This window comes from Paragemmobacter ruber, assembly GCF_009908315.1.
Lineage (GTDB): Bacteria > Pseudomonadota > Alphaproteobacteria > Rhodobacterales > Rhodobacteraceae > Paragemmobacter > Paragemmobacter ruber.
Genome location: NZ_JAAATW010000002.1, coordinates 466681 through 482566 on the forward strand (window position 1 = coordinate 466681; position 15886 = coordinate 482566).

Below are 15886 nucleotides of genomic sequence, written 5' to 3' on the forward strand. Positions count from 1 at the left end.
CGCGGCGCTTGCCCAGCCCGGGGGCACGGCCTAAACCCCGCCTAGGCCTTCGGGCGCGCAGATCAGGGAAGAGACATGGCCAAGGATGACAGTGCGCAGACGCGCGCAGCCTCAAAGAAGGTGGGCGCGCTACGGGGCCTTGCGCCGTTTCTGCGCCCCTATCGCGGCATGACGCTGCTGGCCTTGGCTGCACTGGTGGTGACGGCGGGGATGAGCCTGATCCTGCCCATCGCGGTGCGCCGCGTGGTGGACGGGTTCAACGAGGATGTGGCGCTGCTGGACATGTATTTCGCGGCGGCGCTGGGCATTGCGGCCTTGCTCGCGATCGGGACGGGGCTGCGCTACTATCTGGTGACCAAGCTGGGGGAGCGGGTGGTGGCCGACATCCGCCGCGCGGTGTTTGACCGGGTGATGGGGTTGAGCCCGGCCTTTTTCGAAAAACTGCTGAGCGGCGAGGTGCTGAGCCGGATCACCACGGATACCACGCTGATCCTGTCGCTGATCGGATCGTCGATTTCGGTCGCGCTGCGCAATGTGCTGATGCTGGTGGGGGGGCTGGCGCTGTTGTTCCTGACCTCGGCCAAGCTGACGGGGCTGGTCCTGCTGATCGTGCCGGCGGTGGTGGTGCCGATCATAGTGCTGGGGCGGCGGCTGCGGGGGTTGAGCCGCGAGACGCAGGATTGGATCGCCAATTCATCGGGCACGGCGTCGGAGGCGCTGATGTCGGTGCAGACGGTGCAGGCCTTCACCCATGAGGCGCGGACGCGGGCGGCCTTTGCCGAGGTGACGGAGAAATCCTATGGCGCGGCGCAGACCCGCACGCGGGTGCGGGCGTTGATGACGGTGATCGTGATCTTTCTGACCTTTACCGGGATCGTCGGCGTGATGTGGATCGGGGCACGCGATGTGCGGGCGGGCGTGATGACGCCGGGCGAATTGGTGCAGTTCGTGATCTATGCGGTGATCGTGGCGGGCGCCGTGGGCGCGCTGTCGGAAATCTGGGGCGAGGTGCAGCGCGCGGCGGGCGCGACGGAGCGGCTGGTGGAACTGCTTGGCGCCGATGACCCGGTGGTGGACCCGGCCGCGCCCGTGGCGCTGCCCCGCCCGGCGCGGGGGGAGATCGCCTTTGAGGATGTGACCTTCCGCTATCCGACGCGGCCTGAGGTTTCGGCGCTGAACGGGGTGAGCCTGCGGGTGGCCCCCGGCGAGACGGTGGCGCTGGTCGGGCCTTCGGGCGCGGGGAAGACCACGATCCTGCAGCTTTTGATGCGGTTCTATGATCCCCAGCAGGGGCGGGTGACGATGGACGGGATCGACCTGCGGACCATGGCGCGGGGCGATTTCCGGCGCGCGATCGCGCTTGTGCCGCAGGATCCGGTGATCTTTGCCGCGACGGCGCGGGAGAATATCCGCTTTGGCCGCCCCGATGCCACGGATGCCGAGGTGGAGGCCGCCGCAAAGGCGGCGGCGGCGCATGATTTCCTGACCGCCTTGCCCGATGGCTATGACACATGGCTGGGCGAGCGGGGGGTGATGCTGTCGGGCGGGCAGAAGCAGCGAGTGGCGATTGCGCGGGCGATCCTGCGCGATGCGCGGGTGCTGCTGTTGGATGAGGCGACCTCGGCGCTGGATGCGGAATCCGAGCGCGCGGTGCAGGCGGCGGTGGAGGGCTTGTCCGAGGGGCGGACGGTGCTGGTGGTGGCGCACCGGCTGGCCACGGTGAAGCGGGCGGATCGGATCGTCGTCTTTGACAAGGGGCGGATCGTGGCGACCGGCACGCATGAGGCGCTGGTGGCCGAAGGTGGGCTTTATGCGCGGCTGGCGCGGCTGCAATTCACCGATGGGCAGGCGTGAGCCGCGTCTGACGTTGCGTTTTCCTGTGCAGTCCAGCCTTGCGGGGCGGGGCCAGAGCCATCATCTTCCCCTGACACCCCCCGGGAGGACACAAGGGGGGACCGGCGACAGGGGAGGATATCATGGGTGAATTCGCAAACTTGGCGGACGTGAAAGCCATCGAGGCCGAGATGCCTTGGGAGGCGCGCGGCGCGGCGCGCACGGTATATGAGTTTCTGGGCCGCACGAAGGCGGCGCATGGGACCCGGCCTGCGATCAGCTATCAGATCCTGTCCGGCCCCAAGGAAAAGGCCGAAACGCTGACCTGGAACGCGCTGCATGGCAAGGTGACGCAGGCGGCGAACCTGTTCCGCAGCCTGGGCGTGGGGGAACGGGATGTGGTGGCCTATGTGCTGCCCAACAGCCTTGAGACGGCGGTGACGCTGCTGGGGGGCGCGGTGGCGGGGATCGTGAACCCGATCAACCCGCTTTTGGAGGCCGAACAGATCAGCGCCATCCTGCGCGAGACGAAGGCCAAGGTAGTGGTGACGCTGAAGGCCTTCCCCAAGACCGATGTGCCGCAGAAGGTGGCCGAGGCGGTGAAACATGCGCCTTCGGTCAAGACGGTGCTGGAGGTGGATCTGGTCCGCTATCTTGCCCCGCCGAAATCGTGGATCGTGCCGCTGATCCGGCCCAAGAACCCGGTCACGCATACGGCCAATGTCCGCAGCTTCGCGGCGGAACTGGCGCGGCAACCGGCGGACCGGCTGACCTTTGAGGATCGCAAGGAAGACCGGGTCGCGGCCTATTTCCACACCGGCGGCACCACGGGGATGCCCAAGGTGGCGCAGCACAAGGTATCCGGCATGGTCTATAATGGCTGGCTGGGGCATCGGCTGCTGTTCAAGGAAACCGATTGCGTGATGTGCCCTCTGCCGCTGTTCCATGTGTTTGCGGCCTATCCGATCCTGATGTCGATGATCGCATCGGGCGCGCATGTGGTGTTCCCGACGCCTGCGGGGTATCGGGGCGAGGGGGTGTTCGACAATCTGTGGAAGCTGATCGAACGCTGGCGCTGCAGCTATCTGATCACCGTGCCCACGGCCCTGGCCGCGCTGATGCAGCGGCCGATTGATGCCGATATCTCAAGCCTGAAGAATGCCTTTTCGGGATCGGCCCCGCTGCCGGTGGAGTTGTACAACCGGTTTCTGAAGGCCACGGGGGTGGAGATCGTCGAAGGCTATGGCCTGACGGAATGCACCTGTCTTGTGTCGGTCAACCCGCCGGGGGGGACGAAGAAGATCGGGTCGGTCGGCCTGCCCTTCCCGCATACCCATGTGCGCATCCTGCAGAAGACGGCAGACGGGTTCCGCGAATGTGGCGTGGATGAGGTGGGCGAGATCTGCGTTGCCAATCCCGGCGTGTTCGAGGGATCGACCTATACGGAGGTGGACAAGAACCGCGATCTGTTTGCCGAAGGCCGCTTTCTGCGGACGGGCGATCTGGGGCGGATCGACGGGGATGGCTATCTGTTCATCACGGGCCGGGCGAAGGACCTGATCATCCGGGGCGGGCATAACATCGACCCGGCGGTGATCGAGGAAGGCTTGATAAAGCATGAGGCGGTGGCTTTCGTGGGGGCCATCGGCCAGCCCGATGCCCATGCGGGCGAATTGCCCTGCGCCTATGTGGAACTGGTGAAGGGCAAGGACGTGGGCGTCGAGGCGCTGATGGATTATGCCCAGACGCATATCCACGAGCGCGCGGCGGTGCCGAAGCATATCGAGATCCTTGCGGAATTGCCGAAGACGGCGGTGGGCAAGGTGTTCAAGCCGGACCTGCGGCGCATGGCCATCAGCCGCATCTATGACGCCACGCTGGCCGAGGCAGGCATCCCGGCCCGTGTGGCCGAGGTGGTGGAAGACAAGAAGCGCGGGCTGGTGGCGCGGGTCGAGAAGACCGGTGCGGTGGACGAGGCGAAGGTGGCCGCGCTGCTGGGGGCCTTCCCGGGCGCGTGGGATTGGAAGGTGTAAGGGCGGCTGCGCCCTTACATATCCATCCAGATCGTCACCGGGCCGTCATTGTTCAGGCTGACATCCATATCGGCGCCGAAGATGCCGTTGGCGGTGGGGATGCCTTCGTCCTGCATCGCGCGGGTGAAGCGTTCGTAGAGGCGGCGCCCTTCTTCGGGCTTGGCGGCGGTGGAAAAGCCCGGGCGGTTGCCGCGCAGATCGGCGGCGAGGGTGAATTGCGATACGATCAGCGCGGCACCGCCGATGTCGCGGATGGACAGGTTCATCTTGCCCTGATCATCCTTGAAGATACGCAGTTTGGCGATCTTGGCGGCGAGGAGCAGCGCCTTTTCGTCGGTGTCGCCCTCCATCGCGCAGACGAGGATCAGGAGGCCTGCACCGATTTCGCCGGTGATGGCCCCGTCAACGGTGACCGAGGCGCGGGAGACGCGCTGGAGGACCGCCCTCACAGCTCGTTCCGCCAGGGCGGGTTGGCGCCGGGGCGGCTGACGGTGACGGCGGCGGCTTTCGTGCCGAGCGTCAGGGCGGCATCGAGGGTCGCGTCGGAGAGATTTGCCAGCGCGGCTTTGGTCAGCGCGCCTGCTTCGTGCAGCGCGGTCAGGGCACCTGCGTTGAAGGTGTCGCCCGCGCCGACAGTATCGGCAACGGTGACGCGGGTGGCGGCGACGAAGCGGTTTTGCGTGGCGGTGATGGCGCGCGCGCCTTCCGCGCCTTCCGTGATGAAGATGAGTTTCGGCCCCTTTTCAAGGAGTTGGCGGGCCAGCGTAGAGACATCGCCCGCGCCTTGCAGCCAGCGCAGATCCTCATCCGACAGCTTGACGATATCGGCCCGCGCGATCATCCGTTCGATCCGGGCGCGGTATTCGGCCTCTTTCCCGGCGATGAAGCCCGGGCGGATGTTGGGGTCGATCATGGTGACGCGGGTGGGGGATTCGCGGGCCTGAAGCGCCTCGTAGGTGGAGGCGGCGGGGTCGTTGACCAGCGAGATGCCGCCGAAGAAGAGGGTGGAGATGGCGGCGGGCAGGGTGGGGAGCTGGTCCTGCGACAAGAGGCGGCCGGCGGTGTTTTCGTCATAGAAGGCATAGGTGGCCTGACCGTCCACCAGCTTGACGAAGGCCACGGTGGTGGGCCGGTCGGAGCGGGCGCAATACTGGGTGTCCACCTTGGACGCCTGTAGCGTTTCGGTCAGGATCTGGCCCAGCATGTCATTGGAAATGCCCGAGAAAAAAGCCGACGGCGCGCCGAGGCGGCCCAGCGCGATGGCGGTGTTGAAGACCGCGCCCCCCGCATAGGGCGAGAAGGCGGGTTCGCCCAGCGTGGTGGTGCGGGGGAGCATGTCGATCAGGGCTTCGCCACAGCTGAGAATCATTCGGGCCTCCTATCCGTGGGGCGGACCTTATCGGATCACGCGATGTTAGCGCAAACAATCAGCGGGTGAACCACGGGGCGAGATTGGCGCGCACGCGCGCGAGGGGGGTGTCGCCGGAGGTGTCGGGGGTGAAGGTCTGGCCGGTGATCGCCTGATAGGCGTCGATATAGACCTGCGCGGTGTGCTGGATCATTTCCTGAGGGATTTCAGGGATTTCGTCCTTGTAGGGGTCGCAGCGGGCGGCGACCCAGGCGCGGATCACGTCCTTGTCGAAGGAGGGGGGGCGGGTGCCGTTGTCAAAAGCGGCGGCGTAGCCGGAGGCGAGCCAGTAGCGGCTGGAATCGGGGGTGTGGATTTCGTCGGCGAGCAAGATGGTTCCGTCCGCGTCGGTGCCGAATTCGTATTTGGTATCCACGAGGATCAGGCCGCGTTCTGCCGCCATCTGTTGGCCGCGCGCAAAGAGGGCGAGGGCCTTGGCGGAGACCTCATCCCATTGGGATTGGGTGAGAAGTCCTTGGGAAACAATGTCTTGGGCGGTCAGTGGTTCGTCATGGCCGCCATCGAAGGCCTTGGAGGTGGGGGTGATGATGGGGGCGGGGAGGGCCTGATTGTCGCGCAGGCCATCTGGCAGGGTGTGGCCGTACATGGCGCGCTGGCCCTGTTTGTAGAGCGTCAGGATCGAGGTGCCGGTGGTGCCGGCAAGGTAGCCGCGCACGACGATTTCGACGGGCAGGATGGTGAGCCGCTTGCCGATGACGACATTGGGATCGGGGTAGGAGATCACGTGGTTGGGGCAGATGTCGGCGGTGTGTTCGAACCAGAATTTCGCGGTCTGGGTCAGGACTTGGCCCTTGAAGGGGATGGCGGCGAGGATGCGGTCGAAGGCGGAGATGCGGTCGGATGAGATGAGGATGCGGGTGCCGTCGGGCAGGTCATAGCAATCGCGGACCTTGCCGAAATAGGGGTTGGGAAGTTCGGGGATATGCGCCTGCGCGAGGGTGCGGGTGAGGTCGGTCATGGGGGCCCCCGATGCTGTGGTTGCGGGGGTGATGCGGCGCGGGAGGGGCGCTGTCAAGCGGGGGTGGGGCGGGGCTGGGGCGGGGGCGGCCAAGCCCTTGCGCGCGGCGGATTAATTCACCGGGACGGGGGGTGTGGGATGTGCCGGGCGGCATGCAGGACGGCGTGCAGCACGGCGTATGCACGGCGTATGCACGGGCGCGGCCTTTTCCGCACGTTAACCATGCGGCGAGTCGGCCGATTTCTGCACGCAGAAATCGGCGCGGAAACTGCGTCAGTTTCCGCCCTAGCGGGTTTGCGTGACAGTGAGCACGATGCCCGCCACGATCAGCGCGGCGAGGATTGCGAAGGCGATCTTCCACGCGCTGTAGGGCCGTTCGCCCTGCACCTTGCCGGTCTGGCCGTTCACCACGAAGCGGTAGCTTTTGCCGTTATACTTGTAGGCGGCCATCCAGATGGGCAGGAGGACGTGCTTGAAGGTTTCGTCCTTCCAATCCGTCTCGATCCGGTCGATGCGCTGTTCATCGCCGCCGATATCGGCGCGGACATCGCTTTTGATCACGCCCGCCATCACGTCGCGCCCCATGGCGTGGCCGTCTGCCAGGGACACGGTGTAGCCTTCGGCGGTGAAGCCCGCGAGGTAATCGTCGCGCCAGGGCTGCAGGGCGGAAAGATCCCATGGTTGCAGATTGTCGGTGTAGTGGCGCGGCAGGCTGGTGCTGGCGAGGACCAGCACATCGTCGAAGCGCCGCGCGACCCAGCCCGAGCGGGCGGACCAGCGGGTTTTGCGGACCTGTTCGGTGGTCGTCTTGCCGTCGCGCGTGACGGTGCGGGATTCGTAATAGTGATCGCCGCGGGCGCCTGCGTAATGCGAGCGGGTGGCGGCGTCGAAGGTCCAGAAGGGGACGTAGAGGCCGTTCAGCGTGCGGCCCTTGCGGGCGTATTCCTGCAATCCGTTCGGGGCGAACCAGAGGCTGCCCAGCCAGTTCGTCATCGCCTCGCGCGCCTGTCCTTCGTTCAGGGCGAAGGGCATCACGGCTTGCGGCTTGATCCGGCGTTCCTCGCCCGTGCCGATGGAGACGGGGGTGGCGCAGAAGGGACATTCGGTGGCATGGGTCGCGCCCTGAAACTCCACCTGCGCGCCGCAGGAGGGGCAGGGGGTGATGCGGACCTGTTCCATCTGGGCGGGCGGCAGATCGTCGGACAGGCCGAGGGCAAGGTCGATCTCGTTCAGGGAACGGCGGCGGGCGGCGGGGGCGTCGGGGATGGCCTGACGGGCACCGCAATGGTCACAGACAAGCTCGGTCGCGCCGGGCTCAAAGCGGAGATCGGCCCCGCAGGTGTTGCAGGGCCAGTTCTTGCGTTCGTCGAGCATGGATCAGGCCCCGGGCGGCGGTGGTGGGGGCATTTGGGTGAAGAGGCGGGCGAGATCGGTCTCGGCCGCGGGTTTCCAGCCATCCATCCCGGCGGTCCAGACCTGCGTGGCGCGGGTGAGGGCGCCCGAGGTGACCATGGCGGTGAGGTCGGCATCAGAGAAGGGGCCTTTGGTCGCGCCGTTTTCGGCGATGTGCCAGGCCCTGCCTGCGGGCGGCGGGGGCGGAGGCGGCGGGGCGGCGGCGGCGGCCGGGGAGGCGCCCGCAGAAGCGCCCCACGGCCCCATGTTCTGGGCCATTGCCATGCCCATGGCGGCACCCATGCCCGCGGTCATGGCATCGCCGGCAGAGCCGGGTTTGCCCATCGCCTCGGCCGCGGAGAACTGCATGTATTTGTTGAGGTCCCCCGCGATGCCTACGGAGGTGCGCTTGTCCAGCGCCTTTTCCACCTCTTCGGGCAGCGAGATGTTTTCGATGTAGAATTCGGGCAGGGTCAGGCCGTAATTCGCCACGAGGGGCGCGATGGCGGTGGTCACCAGCTTGCCCAGATCGGCGGTGTTGGCGGCCATGTCGAGCACGGGGATGCCGGAGGAGGCGATCACGCGGGAGAATTCCTGCACGATGATGTTGCGGATCTGGAAGCTGATCTCATCGGCGGTGAATTCACCATCGGTGCCGACGATTTCCTGCATGAATTTCGCCGGGTCGCCCACGCGCATTGCATAGGTGCCGAAGGCGCGCAGGCGGACGGGGCCGAATTCCGGGTCACGCGCCATGATGGGGTTCTTGGTGCCCCATTTCAGATCGTTGAAGCGGGTGGTGGAGATGAAATAGACCTCGGCCTTGAAGGGCGAGTTGAAGCCGTGATCCCAGTGCTGGAGCGTGGTCATCACCGGCATGTTGTTGGTCTCAAGCATGTAGAGGCCGGGGCCGAAGACATCGGCCAGTTGGCCTTCGTGGATGAAGACCGCGGCCTGCCCCTCGCGCACCGTCAGCTTGGCGCCGTACTTGATCGCGTTGCCGCGGCGTTCAAAGCGCCACACCATCGTGTCGCGGCTGTCATCGGTCCAGTCGATGACGTCGATGAATTCGCCCTTGAGGAAATCGAAGACCATGCCGAACTCTCCCTAACCTGTGCGCCGCGGCGTCTGGATCAAGTTTCGCCGCCCACCAGCCTTGCCGCAAGCGATTCCACGATGGGCCTTGCCTCGGCCTCGGTCATGCCGGGGCGGAGGGCGGGGTTGTAGAGCATCCGCAGCATGAGTTCGTCTTGCCGGGTCAGCAGGGCGAACTCCTCGTCATCGTTGAAGATGGAGGGGCGGGCGGTGGGGCTGTCATTGGCGAGGCCGAGCCCTTGGGCGATTTCCTCATGCAGGCAGGAGAGGCGGAGGAGATCGGGGTGTTCGGCGCGGATCACGGCGAAGGCGCGGGTATAGGTGGCGCCGTCGCCCGCCGACATGGCGTAGACGAGGCAATAGGTGGAGCGCGGCATGTCGGTGATGGCGGCGACCTCGGAGCCCGACAGGCCGGGGAGGGCGCTGCGGATCTGGGGGCCGAGCGCGCGGCGTTCATCTTCGCTGACGATATGGACGAAGAAGTTGGGCGCGCGGTCATCCAGGCCAATGGGATGGCCCGTGACACGGGAGAGGCGTTGCAGGAAGGAGGCGACGCGGGCGGTATCGGCTGCGCGGCGGTCAGGCGGGGTGGCCGCGCCGAAGCGGAGGCCCACGCGGACCGGGGCCTGCCATTTGCGGATGCGGCTGGTGGTCATGCGCTGGACGGGGCCTGCGGAGGTGCGGGCGTATTCGTCATAGAGCGCGATGCGGATGAAGTTTTCGGCCAGCATCCGGTCGGTGAAGGGGGTGTCGCGGCCGCCGCCATCGGTGCGCAAGAGGCCCTGGGCCAGAAGCTGGGCCTGAACGCGGGCGTAATAGGCGCGCGCCGCCTGCGAGGCGGGGGTTTCCACAGCGGCGCTGTCGGGGGCCACGACCGGGGGCGGCGCGGCGGGGCTGGGCGCGCGGGGGGGGGTGGCGGTCGGGGTGCAGGCGGTGATCCCTGCCAGCGCGATGGCGGCGAGGGTCTTGGGGAAGGTCATGTGCGGTGGCCGATACAGGCTGGAGGGGTGGGTTCAGGGTGCGGGTGATGCGGGGGGCGTCTGGGTGCTGCGCGCCCGCGCGGCGGCGAGGGTGTCGCGGAGGTTGGCCTCCATCGTCTGCAGTTCCGCCTCGGCGGCGGCGCGGCGCGACTTGCCCTCATCGGCGATGCGGAGGCTGTCCTCGATCGTGGCGATCAGGGTTTCATTGGCGGCGCGGACGGATTCGATGTCGAAGACGCCGCGTTCCATTTCCTCGCGCACGGTGCGGTTGGCCTCAGCCAGGTTTTCGGCGTTCGACTTGAGCAGTTCGTTGGTCAGATCGTTCGCCTCGCGCACGGCTTCGGCCGCTTCTTTGCTGCGCTGGATGGTGACGGCCTGGGCGAGCTGGGTTTCCCAGAGCGGCACGGTGTTGACGAGGGTGGAGTTGATCTTGGTGACAAGGCTCTTGTCGTTTTCCTGCACGAGGCGGATCGAGGGGAGCGACTGCATGGTGACCTGACGGGTGAGTTTCAGGTCATGCACCCGGCGTTCCAGATCATCGCGCGCGGCGCGCAGGTCGCGCAGTTCCTGGGCGACCTTGACCTTGTCCATCTCGGGCGCGGCGGCGACGGCGGCCTCTTTCGCGGGGATGTCGGTGGCGTCGGTCTGGGCGAGCTTCGCCTCGCCCGCGGCGATGTAGAGGGCGAGTTCATCGTAGAAGCGCAGCGTCTTTTCGTAGAGGAGATCGAGCGACTTGATATCCTTGAGAAGCACGTGTTCGTGCTTGAGCAGGTTTTCGGTGATGCGGTCGATCTGCGACTGCACCTCTTCGTAGCGGGCCACGAATTTGGCGATGGGGGCGGCCTGACCGGTGAGCTTGTCCCACCAACTGCGTTCGCGGCTGACGTCCAGTTCTTCGGAGGCGAAGCCGCGGATGGTGGTGACGATTTCGCGCAGGGCGTCGCCTGCGGGACCCACATCCTTGTTCTTCACGCCGGCCAGCATGTCCTGCGAGATGACCTGAAGTTCGGCCTGCGCGGCGGAGCCGAAGGCGATGATGGACTGGGTGTTGTGGAGGTCCACCTCGGCCATGCGTTTGCGGATTTCTTCGGCCTTGTCGGCGGGGGCGGCATCGAGCGGCAGGATTTCCGCAACCGGTACGGGCAGGACCTGACGGGTGAGCGCTTCAACCTCGGCCAGGGCCTTGGCGGCGTCTTCACGAACGGTGGTGGCCATGGGGGGCTTTCCTTGTTGCTCGCGGCTGGGTCTTGCAGCGCACTGGTTATGAAATGGGTGGGGCCTTTCTGATGCGCGCAGGTTGGCCCAGCTTGGCCGGATTTTCCAGTGTGGTTTTGCAGATGCGGCGCAGAAAAGCAGCTTGACGCCGGGGCAGGTTGCGGGGCGCCCGCGCGGGGGATCACGGCGTGGGGTAGGGGGCGGCGGTGGCCCGTGGCGGTGCGGGGGAGAGGGAGGTGTCGCGGGCGGTGCCGGGGCCAGTGCCGAGGGCGGTTTCGGGCAGCGGGGCGGGCGGAGGGGCGAAGTGGGAGAGGCGGGTGGTGACGCGGGCCAGCGCCTCGGTCAGCGCGGCTGTCTGTGCGGCGGTCTTCTCGGACGGGCGGGCGGGATCGGCGGCGGCGAGGTGTTGCAGGCGCAGCGCTTCGGCGGCATCGGCCAAGGCAGGCAGCCAGAGGGTGAGGGCGTGGGCGGCCTCGGGCGGTGGAGGGGGGGCGGAGGGTTCTGCGAGGGTGAGCGCGGCGCGGCGCAGGGCGCAGGCGGCGCGGTGGAGGTGGGGATCGCGGCAGGGGGCAAGGGCGCGGATCAGCCGGGCAAGGTGCGTCGCGGTGGTCGCGGCGATTCGGTCGGCATCCGGGGCGGGTGCGGGATGGGGGGGCGTACTGGCGCCCGCGGTGGCGGGTGTGGCGGGCCAGACGGCGAGGAGGTGGAGCAGCCCCGCCAGCGCGCCGCAGAGCAGGGCGGCGGGCAGATCGGCGCTGCCTTGGGCCAGCGCCGCACCGAGGCTGAGGCCCATGAGCGCCGACAGAAGCGGCGGCAGCGCCCAGAGCAGGCGGGTGCCGGGCAGGTAGGGGCGCAGGCCGGTGACGAGCGTCCATGTCAGCGACGCGGCCCCTGCCAGCGCGAGCAGCAGGCCGAGGATCACCAGACCGAAATCCGCCCCGACGACCACAAGGCCAAGGCCGAGGCCGAAGAGGGCGGCAAGGGTGAAGATCGTTGTCTTCATGTGGCGCGGACCCGTTTGGACCTGCACAGCATGGCCTGACCGCATGGCGGCAATGGGGCGCGGGGGGGGCGCGGGGGTGATGCGCTGCGGGCTTTTCTGTGGGTGTGACCGGGCAGGGCGGGGGGCAAATCGCCCGGTCGGGGCGGGGGGCGCCGCTTGTGTCCGGCGGTCAGTGGTCGCGCTGGAGCCTTTCGCGCAGGACGCCGATTTCGACATCGAGATCGGTGCGGTTGTCGCTGAGCAAGGCCTGCGTGCGCGCGGCGAAGTTGGTTTCGAGATCGGTCAGCAGCGCCTCGTATTCGGTGCGGGCGGCGGGGTCGCGGTTCTGGCGGTAGAGGTCGGCGAACTTCACCGTCGCGTCACGGGCGCCTGTCAGGTAGACGGACAGATATTTGCGGGCGGCGGTCAGGTCGCGGGGATCGCCTTCAATCGTGCGGAACATGGCGCGGGCGGTGGTGGCGAAGCGGTCTACCCGCGCTTCGAGCGCGCGGTCGCCTGCGCGCAGGATGGCGTCTTTCATGCCCGTGAGCAGTTTTTCAGCCTCGTCCACGGCGCGGGCGACGCGGTCGGTCTGGAAGGTGTCGATCCCTTCCGTCCCCTTGTCGCGCAGCGGATCGGGGCCGAAGGCGGCCAGATGCAGAAGCGCGCCTGCGATGGCGAAACCGACGGGGATGAGGCCCGGCTGGGTGATGGAGGCCGCGAGCGCGAGGGCGGCGCCGGTCAGGACCGAGGCGAAGATCTTGCGCGGGATGGCGGGGCGGCGGGCGATGCGGCGGTCATCGTATTCCTGATGCGCGCGGGTGCCTTCGCGCGTGAGCCATGCGGCAAGGAGCATGAGCGCGGTGGCGCCTAGGCCCGCAAAGAGCGCATCCGGCCCGCCGGTGAAGGCGGGGACGAGCAGGGTGAGCGAGACGAGGAAGAAGATGTTGACGCGCGCCCCGGCGCGGTGGGGGCGTTTACCATCAAAGCGGTGCGGGGCGGGCGTGGTGCCGGAGGCCAGCGTCTTGCCCGGATCGCCACGGCCTTCGCCGGTGGGGCTGTATTTTCCGCCGTAGCGCTGGGCCATGTCACTGCACCCCGCTGGCGGCGGTGTAGAGGATCAGCGCGACCAGAACGCAGAAGGAGAGGGTCTGCAATCCGGTGCCCGACATGAACCATCCCCCTGCGCTGTAGTCGCCATGGCGGGACTATAGGCGAAGGGGGGATGGCGCGGCAATGGGGCTGGGCCTAGCGCGGGCGGCGCGGTGGTTGACCCGGACGGGAGGGCGAAGAGGGGCCGGATTTGGGGCCTTTGGCCGGGGCGCTGCTGCGGGGGGCGGGTTTGCCGGGCGCGGCGGGGGTTGCGGGTTTGGGCGTGGGGGTGCTGCGTGCGGTGAAGCGGGCCGGGGACTTGCCGGGTGTGGCGGCGGGTTTGGCGCCTTTTGCCGGGGCGGTGGCGCGCGAGGCGGGTTTGCCGGGGGTAGCGGTTTGCGCGGGCTTCGCCGGGGGGGCGCTGCGTGCGCTGGGCTTGGCCGGGAACTTGCCGGGGGTTTTGCCGGGGGTGGCGGCGGGTTTGGCGCTGGTGCGGCGGGTGGCGGGCGCCTCGATCAGGGTGGCACCGCGCGGGGGGGTGATGCGGGAGGGGGCGGCGCTGGCAGGTTTGCTGCGGGCGGGGGATTTGGTCGCGGTTTGCGCTGGGGCGGGGCTGCGCGTGGGTTTGCGGGTGGGGCTGCGGTCTTCGCGGCCGTCGGCATCGGTGCCGGTCAGGCCCAGTTGATCGCGCAGGACCTTGGGGCGGACCTCTTCCACCTCGCCGGGTTGCAATTCGTTGAGGCGGAAGGGGCCGTAGCTGATGCGGATCAGGCGGTTCACGGTCAGGTCGATGGCGGCCATGGCGCGGCGGATCTCGCGGTTCTTGCCTTCGCGCAGGCCCACGGTCAGCCAGGCATTGGCGCCCTGGTGGCGGTCGAGCTTAACCTCCATCGGCTGGAAGCGTTCGCCGTCGATGGTGATGCCCTTGCGGAGCGGTTCGAGATCGGGATCGGTCGGGTTGCCCTTCACCCGCACGCGGTATTTGCGCAACCAGCCGGTGGAGGGAAGTTCGAGGCGGCGCTTGAGTTCGCCGTCATTGGTGAGCAGGAGCAGGCCTTCGGAATTGAGGTCGAGACGGCCCACCGACATGACGCGGGGCATGTCCTCTGGCAGGTGGTCGAAGACGGTGTCGCGGCCCTTTTCATCGGCGGCGGAGGTCACCAGACCTTCGGGTTTGTAATAGAGCCAGAGGCGCGGGGGTTCGGGCGGGGCGAGGGGCTGGCCGTTGACCGTGATGCGGTCCTTGGGGGACACGTTGAGGGCGGGGCTGTCGATGACCTTGCCGTTCACCGCCACCTCGCCTGCGGCGATCATGCGTTCCGCCTCGCGCCGGGAGGCGATGCCGGCGCGGGAGAGCACCTTGGCGATGCGGTCGCCGTCGGGGGCGGCTTTGGTGGGGGCTTTCGCGGGGGCTTTCGGCGGGCGGGTCATGGGCGCGTCCTTTGCGGGCAGGACTGGTGCCTAGCGGAAGCGGGGCGCGTTTTCCACCCCGCAGCGCGGGATGCGCCGTCGAAAGGGGGTATTTGGGCCAAGATGAAGGGGCAAGGTTGCGCCTTGTCCTGTGACGGGGCAGGAAGGGGCATGGAGTTCCGGTCTTTCATGGATGTGGCGCTGGAGGAGGCGCGGGCGGCGGGCGCGCGGGGCGAGGTCCCCGTGGGCGCGGTCGTGGTGTCGCCTGGCGGGTTTGTGGTGGCGCGGGCGGGCAACCGGACGCGGGAGTTGTGCGATCCCACGGCCCATGCGGAAGTGCTGGCGATCCGGGCGGCCTGCGCGGGGCTGGGGGCCGAGCGGCTGGTGGGGCACGATCTCTACGTCACGCTGGAGCCTTGCCCCATGTGCGCGGCGGCGATCGCGGCGGCGCGGATCGCGCGGCTTTACTACGGCGCGGCGGACCCAAAGAGCGGGGGCGTGGCGGTGGGGGCGCGGGTGTTTGCGCATCCGCAGTGCCATCACGTGCCCGAGGTCTATGACGGGATCGGGGCGGCGGAGGCGGAGGCCCTGTTGAAGGGCTTCTTCGCCGGGAAGCGGGGATGAGGGGGGTGCGGGGGGACGACTGTCCCCCCGCCCCGCCGCCGGTCATCGTCAGAAGGAGATCGGCTCCAGCACCTGCGGTTCGATCACCTGCACGCCGGGAAGGGCCACGACCATTTCGGTCGCGTCCTGTTCCAGTGCGCCGAAGGTGCGGTAGTGGTAGGGGATCACGGCTTTGAAGTTGAAATAGCGCCGCGCGGCCCAGGCGGCGCGCTTCATGTCCATCGTGAAATGGCCACCCGCGGCGAGGATGCCGATGGTGGGGGCGTGCAACTCGCCCATCCACTGCATATCGGCCATGATGTCGGTGTCGCCCGAGACATAGAGCGTCTGGCCTTCGCCCGCGATCATGAAGCCCGCCTCGGAGCCGATGGCGACAGGGCCATTGTCACCCGCGATGGTGGAGGAGTGCACGGCGTTGACCATGGTCACCTTGGCCCCGGCCAAATCCACCGTGCCGCCCTTGTTGAAGCCGATGGTGGCGATGCCTTCGCGGCCTTCAAGCCAGGAGGTCAGGTCGTAGATGCCCACGAGCGGGATGCCCAGTTCCTTGCAGATGGCCACCGCATCGGCGGAATGGTCGCCATGGCCGTGGGTGAGCAGGACATGCGTCGCGCCCCGGATCGCATCGGCCCGCCGTTCGGCAGGGAACATCGGGTTCCCGCTGAGCCAGGGGTCGATGAGGAGGACGGCCCCCTCGATTTCGATGCGAAAGCCGGAATGGCCGAGCCAGATGATCTGCATGGTGGTCTTCCTTTGTCGTAACGGGTCAATCGTCCCCGGAGGGATGATAGGGGTGCGGGCGGGCAAGGGAAGTGTGCAGGCGGCGCATGACCTGTGCGTGAC

General features: G+C 67.8%; 14 protein-coding genes. 3 read left to right on the forward strand and 11 right to left on the reverse strand.

Annotated features, from left to right (window positions below; all coding sequences use genetic code 11):
* Positions 1-75: 75 nt before the first annotated feature.
* On the forward strand, positions 76-1854 hold the full coding sequence (locus GU920_RS10650; RefSeq protein WP_201744083.1) for an ABC transporter transmembrane domain-containing protein: 1779 nt from the start codon (positions 76-78) through the stop codon (positions 1852-1854).
* 122 nt (positions 1855-1976) lie between these two features.
* Positions 1977-3866: an acyl-CoA synthetase gene (locus GU920_RS10655; protein ID WP_161766996.1), complete on the forward strand. Its 1890-nt coding sequence runs from the start codon at positions 1977-1979 to the stop codon at positions 3864-3866.
* A 14-nt stretch (positions 3867-3880) separates the two neighbouring features.
* Here the strand turns inward: GU920_RS10655 and dtd are convergent, their stop codons facing one another.
* The 10 genes from dtd to GU920_RS10705 all read right to left on the reverse strand — a co-directional run bounded on the left by dtd (position 3881) and on the right by GU920_RS10705 (position 14440).
* Positions 3881-4315 carry a D-aminoacyl-tRNA deacylase gene (gene dtd, locus GU920_RS10660; RefSeq protein WP_161766997.1) on the reverse strand — a complete coding sequence of 145 codons (435 nt, stop codon included), beginning with the start codon at positions 4313-4315 and terminating at the stop codon, positions 3881-3883.
* Positions 4312-5235: a carbohydrate kinase family protein gene (locus GU920_RS10665; protein ID WP_161766998.1), complete on the reverse strand. Its 924-nt coding sequence runs from the start codon at positions 5233-5235 to the stop codon at positions 4312-4314. Before GU920_RS10665 ends, dtd begins: the two co-directional genes overlap by 4 nt.
* A gap of 58 nt (positions 5236-5293) precedes the next feature.
* Positions 5294-6253 carry a phosphoribosylaminoimidazolesuccinocarboxamide synthase gene (locus GU920_RS10670; RefSeq protein WP_161766999.1) on the reverse strand — a complete coding sequence of 320 codons (960 nt, stop codon included), beginning with the start codon at positions 6251-6253 and terminating at the stop codon, positions 5294-5296.
* A gap of 285 nt (positions 6254-6538) precedes the next feature.
* Complete coding sequence (locus GU920_RS10675) at positions 6539-7627, reverse strand: primosomal protein N' (replication factor Y) - superfamily II helicase (RefSeq protein ID WP_161767000.1); 1089 nt, start codon at positions 7625-7627, stop codon at positions 6539-6541.
* 3 nt (positions 7628-7630) lie between these two features.
* Positions 7631-8740 (reverse strand): SPFH domain-containing protein, encoded by a 1110-nt coding sequence (locus tag GU920_RS10680; RefSeq protein ID WP_161767001.1) that lies wholly within the window; start codon positions 8738-8740, stop codon positions 7631-7633.
* 38 nt (positions 8741-8778) lie between these two features.
* Positions 8779-9720 carry a DUF2927 domain-containing protein gene (locus GU920_RS10685; protein ID WP_161767002.1) on the reverse strand — a complete coding sequence of 314 codons (942 nt, stop codon included), beginning with the start codon at positions 9718-9720 and terminating at the stop codon, positions 8779-8781.
* A gap of 33 nt (positions 9721-9753) precedes the next feature.
* Entirely contained in the window at positions 9754-10935 is a 1182-nt protein-coding gene (locus GU920_RS10690) for a toxic anion resistance protein (RefSeq protein WP_161767003.1), read from the reverse strand.
* Positions 10936-11116: 181 nt separating this feature from the next.
* A complete protein-coding gene (locus GU920_RS10695) occupies positions 11117-11938 on the reverse strand; it encodes a hypothetical protein (protein ID WP_161767004.1) in 822 nt (273 codons plus the stop codon).
* A 169-nt stretch (positions 11939-12107) separates the two neighbouring features.
* Positions 12108-13004, reverse strand: a complete 897-nt coding sequence (locus tag GU920_RS10700; protein WP_161767005.1) for a 5-bromo-4-chloroindolyl phosphate hydrolysis family protein — start codon at positions 13002-13004, stop codon at positions 12108-12110.
* Between the two features lie 161 nt (positions 13005-13165).
* A complete protein-coding gene (locus tag GU920_RS10705; RefSeq protein ID WP_161767006.1) occupies positions 13166-14440 on the reverse strand; it encodes a pseudouridine synthase in 1275 nt (424 codons plus the stop codon).
* A gap of 150 nt (positions 14441-14590) precedes the next feature.
* Here GU920_RS10705 and GU920_RS10710 point away from each other — a divergent pair, with 150 nt between their 5' ends.
* Positions 14591-15043 (forward strand): nucleoside deaminase, encoded by a 453-nt coding sequence (locus GU920_RS10710; RefSeq protein WP_161767007.1) that lies wholly within the window; start codon positions 14591-14593, stop codon positions 15041-15043.
* A gap of 48 nt (positions 15044-15091) precedes the next feature.
* On the opposite strand, the gene GU920_RS10715 is transcribed toward GU920_RS10710, so the two are convergent.
* The gene (locus GU920_RS10715) at positions 15092-15784 is read right to left on the reverse strand and encodes a metal-dependent hydrolase (protein WP_161767008.1); all 693 of its coding nucleotides are present in this window, start codon (positions 15782-15784) and stop codon (positions 15092-15094) included.
* Between the last annotated feature and the right edge of the window lie 102 nt (positions 15785-15886).

Coding starts and splice junctions, on each gene's coding strand:
- GU920_RS10650 (WP_201744083.1), top strand. CDS start 76: ATGGCCAAGGATGACAGTGCGCAGACGCGCGCAGCCTCAAAGAAGGTG.
- GU920_RS10700 (WP_161767005.1), bottom strand. CDS start 13,004: ATGGCCCAGCGCTACGGCGGAAAATACAGCCCCACCGGCGAAGGCCGT.
- GU920_RS10685 (WP_161767002.1), bottom strand. CDS start 9,720: ATGACCTTCCCCAAGACCCTCGCCGCCATCGCGCTGGCAGGGATCACC.
- GU920_RS10715 (WP_161767008.1), bottom strand. CDS start 15,784: ATGCAGATCATCTGGCTCGGCCATTCCGGCTTTCGCATCGAAATCGAG.
- GU920_RS10695 (WP_161767004.1), bottom strand. CDS start 11,938: ATGAAGACAACGATCTTCACCCTTGCCGCCCTCTTCGGCCTCGGCCTT.
- GU920_RS10705 (WP_161767006.1), bottom strand. CDS start 14,440: ATGACCCGCCCGCCGAAAGCCCCCGCGAAAGCCCCCACCAAAGCCGCC.
- GU920_RS10655 (WP_161766996.1), top strand. CDS start 1,977: ATGGGTGAATTCGCAAACTTGGCGGACGTGAAAGCCATCGAGGCCGAG.
- GU920_RS10710 (WP_161767007.1), top strand. CDS start 14,591: ATGGAGTTCCGGTCTTTCATGGATGTGGCGCTGGAGGAGGCGCGGGCG.
- GU920_RS10690 (WP_161767003.1), bottom strand. CDS start 10,935: ATGGCCACCACCGTTCGTGAAGACGCCGCCAAGGCCCTGGCCGAGGTT.
- GU920_RS10670 (WP_161766999.1), bottom strand. CDS start 6,253: ATGACCGACCTCACCCGCACCCTCGCGCAGGCGCATATCCCCGAACTT.
- GU920_RS10680 (WP_161767001.1), bottom strand. CDS start 8,740: ATGGTCTTCGATTTCCTCAAGGGCGAATTCATCGACGTCATCGACTGG.
- GU920_RS10675 (WP_161767000.1), bottom strand. CDS start 7,627: ATGCTCGACGAACGCAAGAACTGGCCCTGCAACACCTGCGGGGCCGAT.
- GU920_RS10665 (WP_161766998.1), bottom strand. CDS start 5,235: ATGATTCTCAGCTGTGGCGAAGCCCTGATCGACATGCTCCCCCGCACC.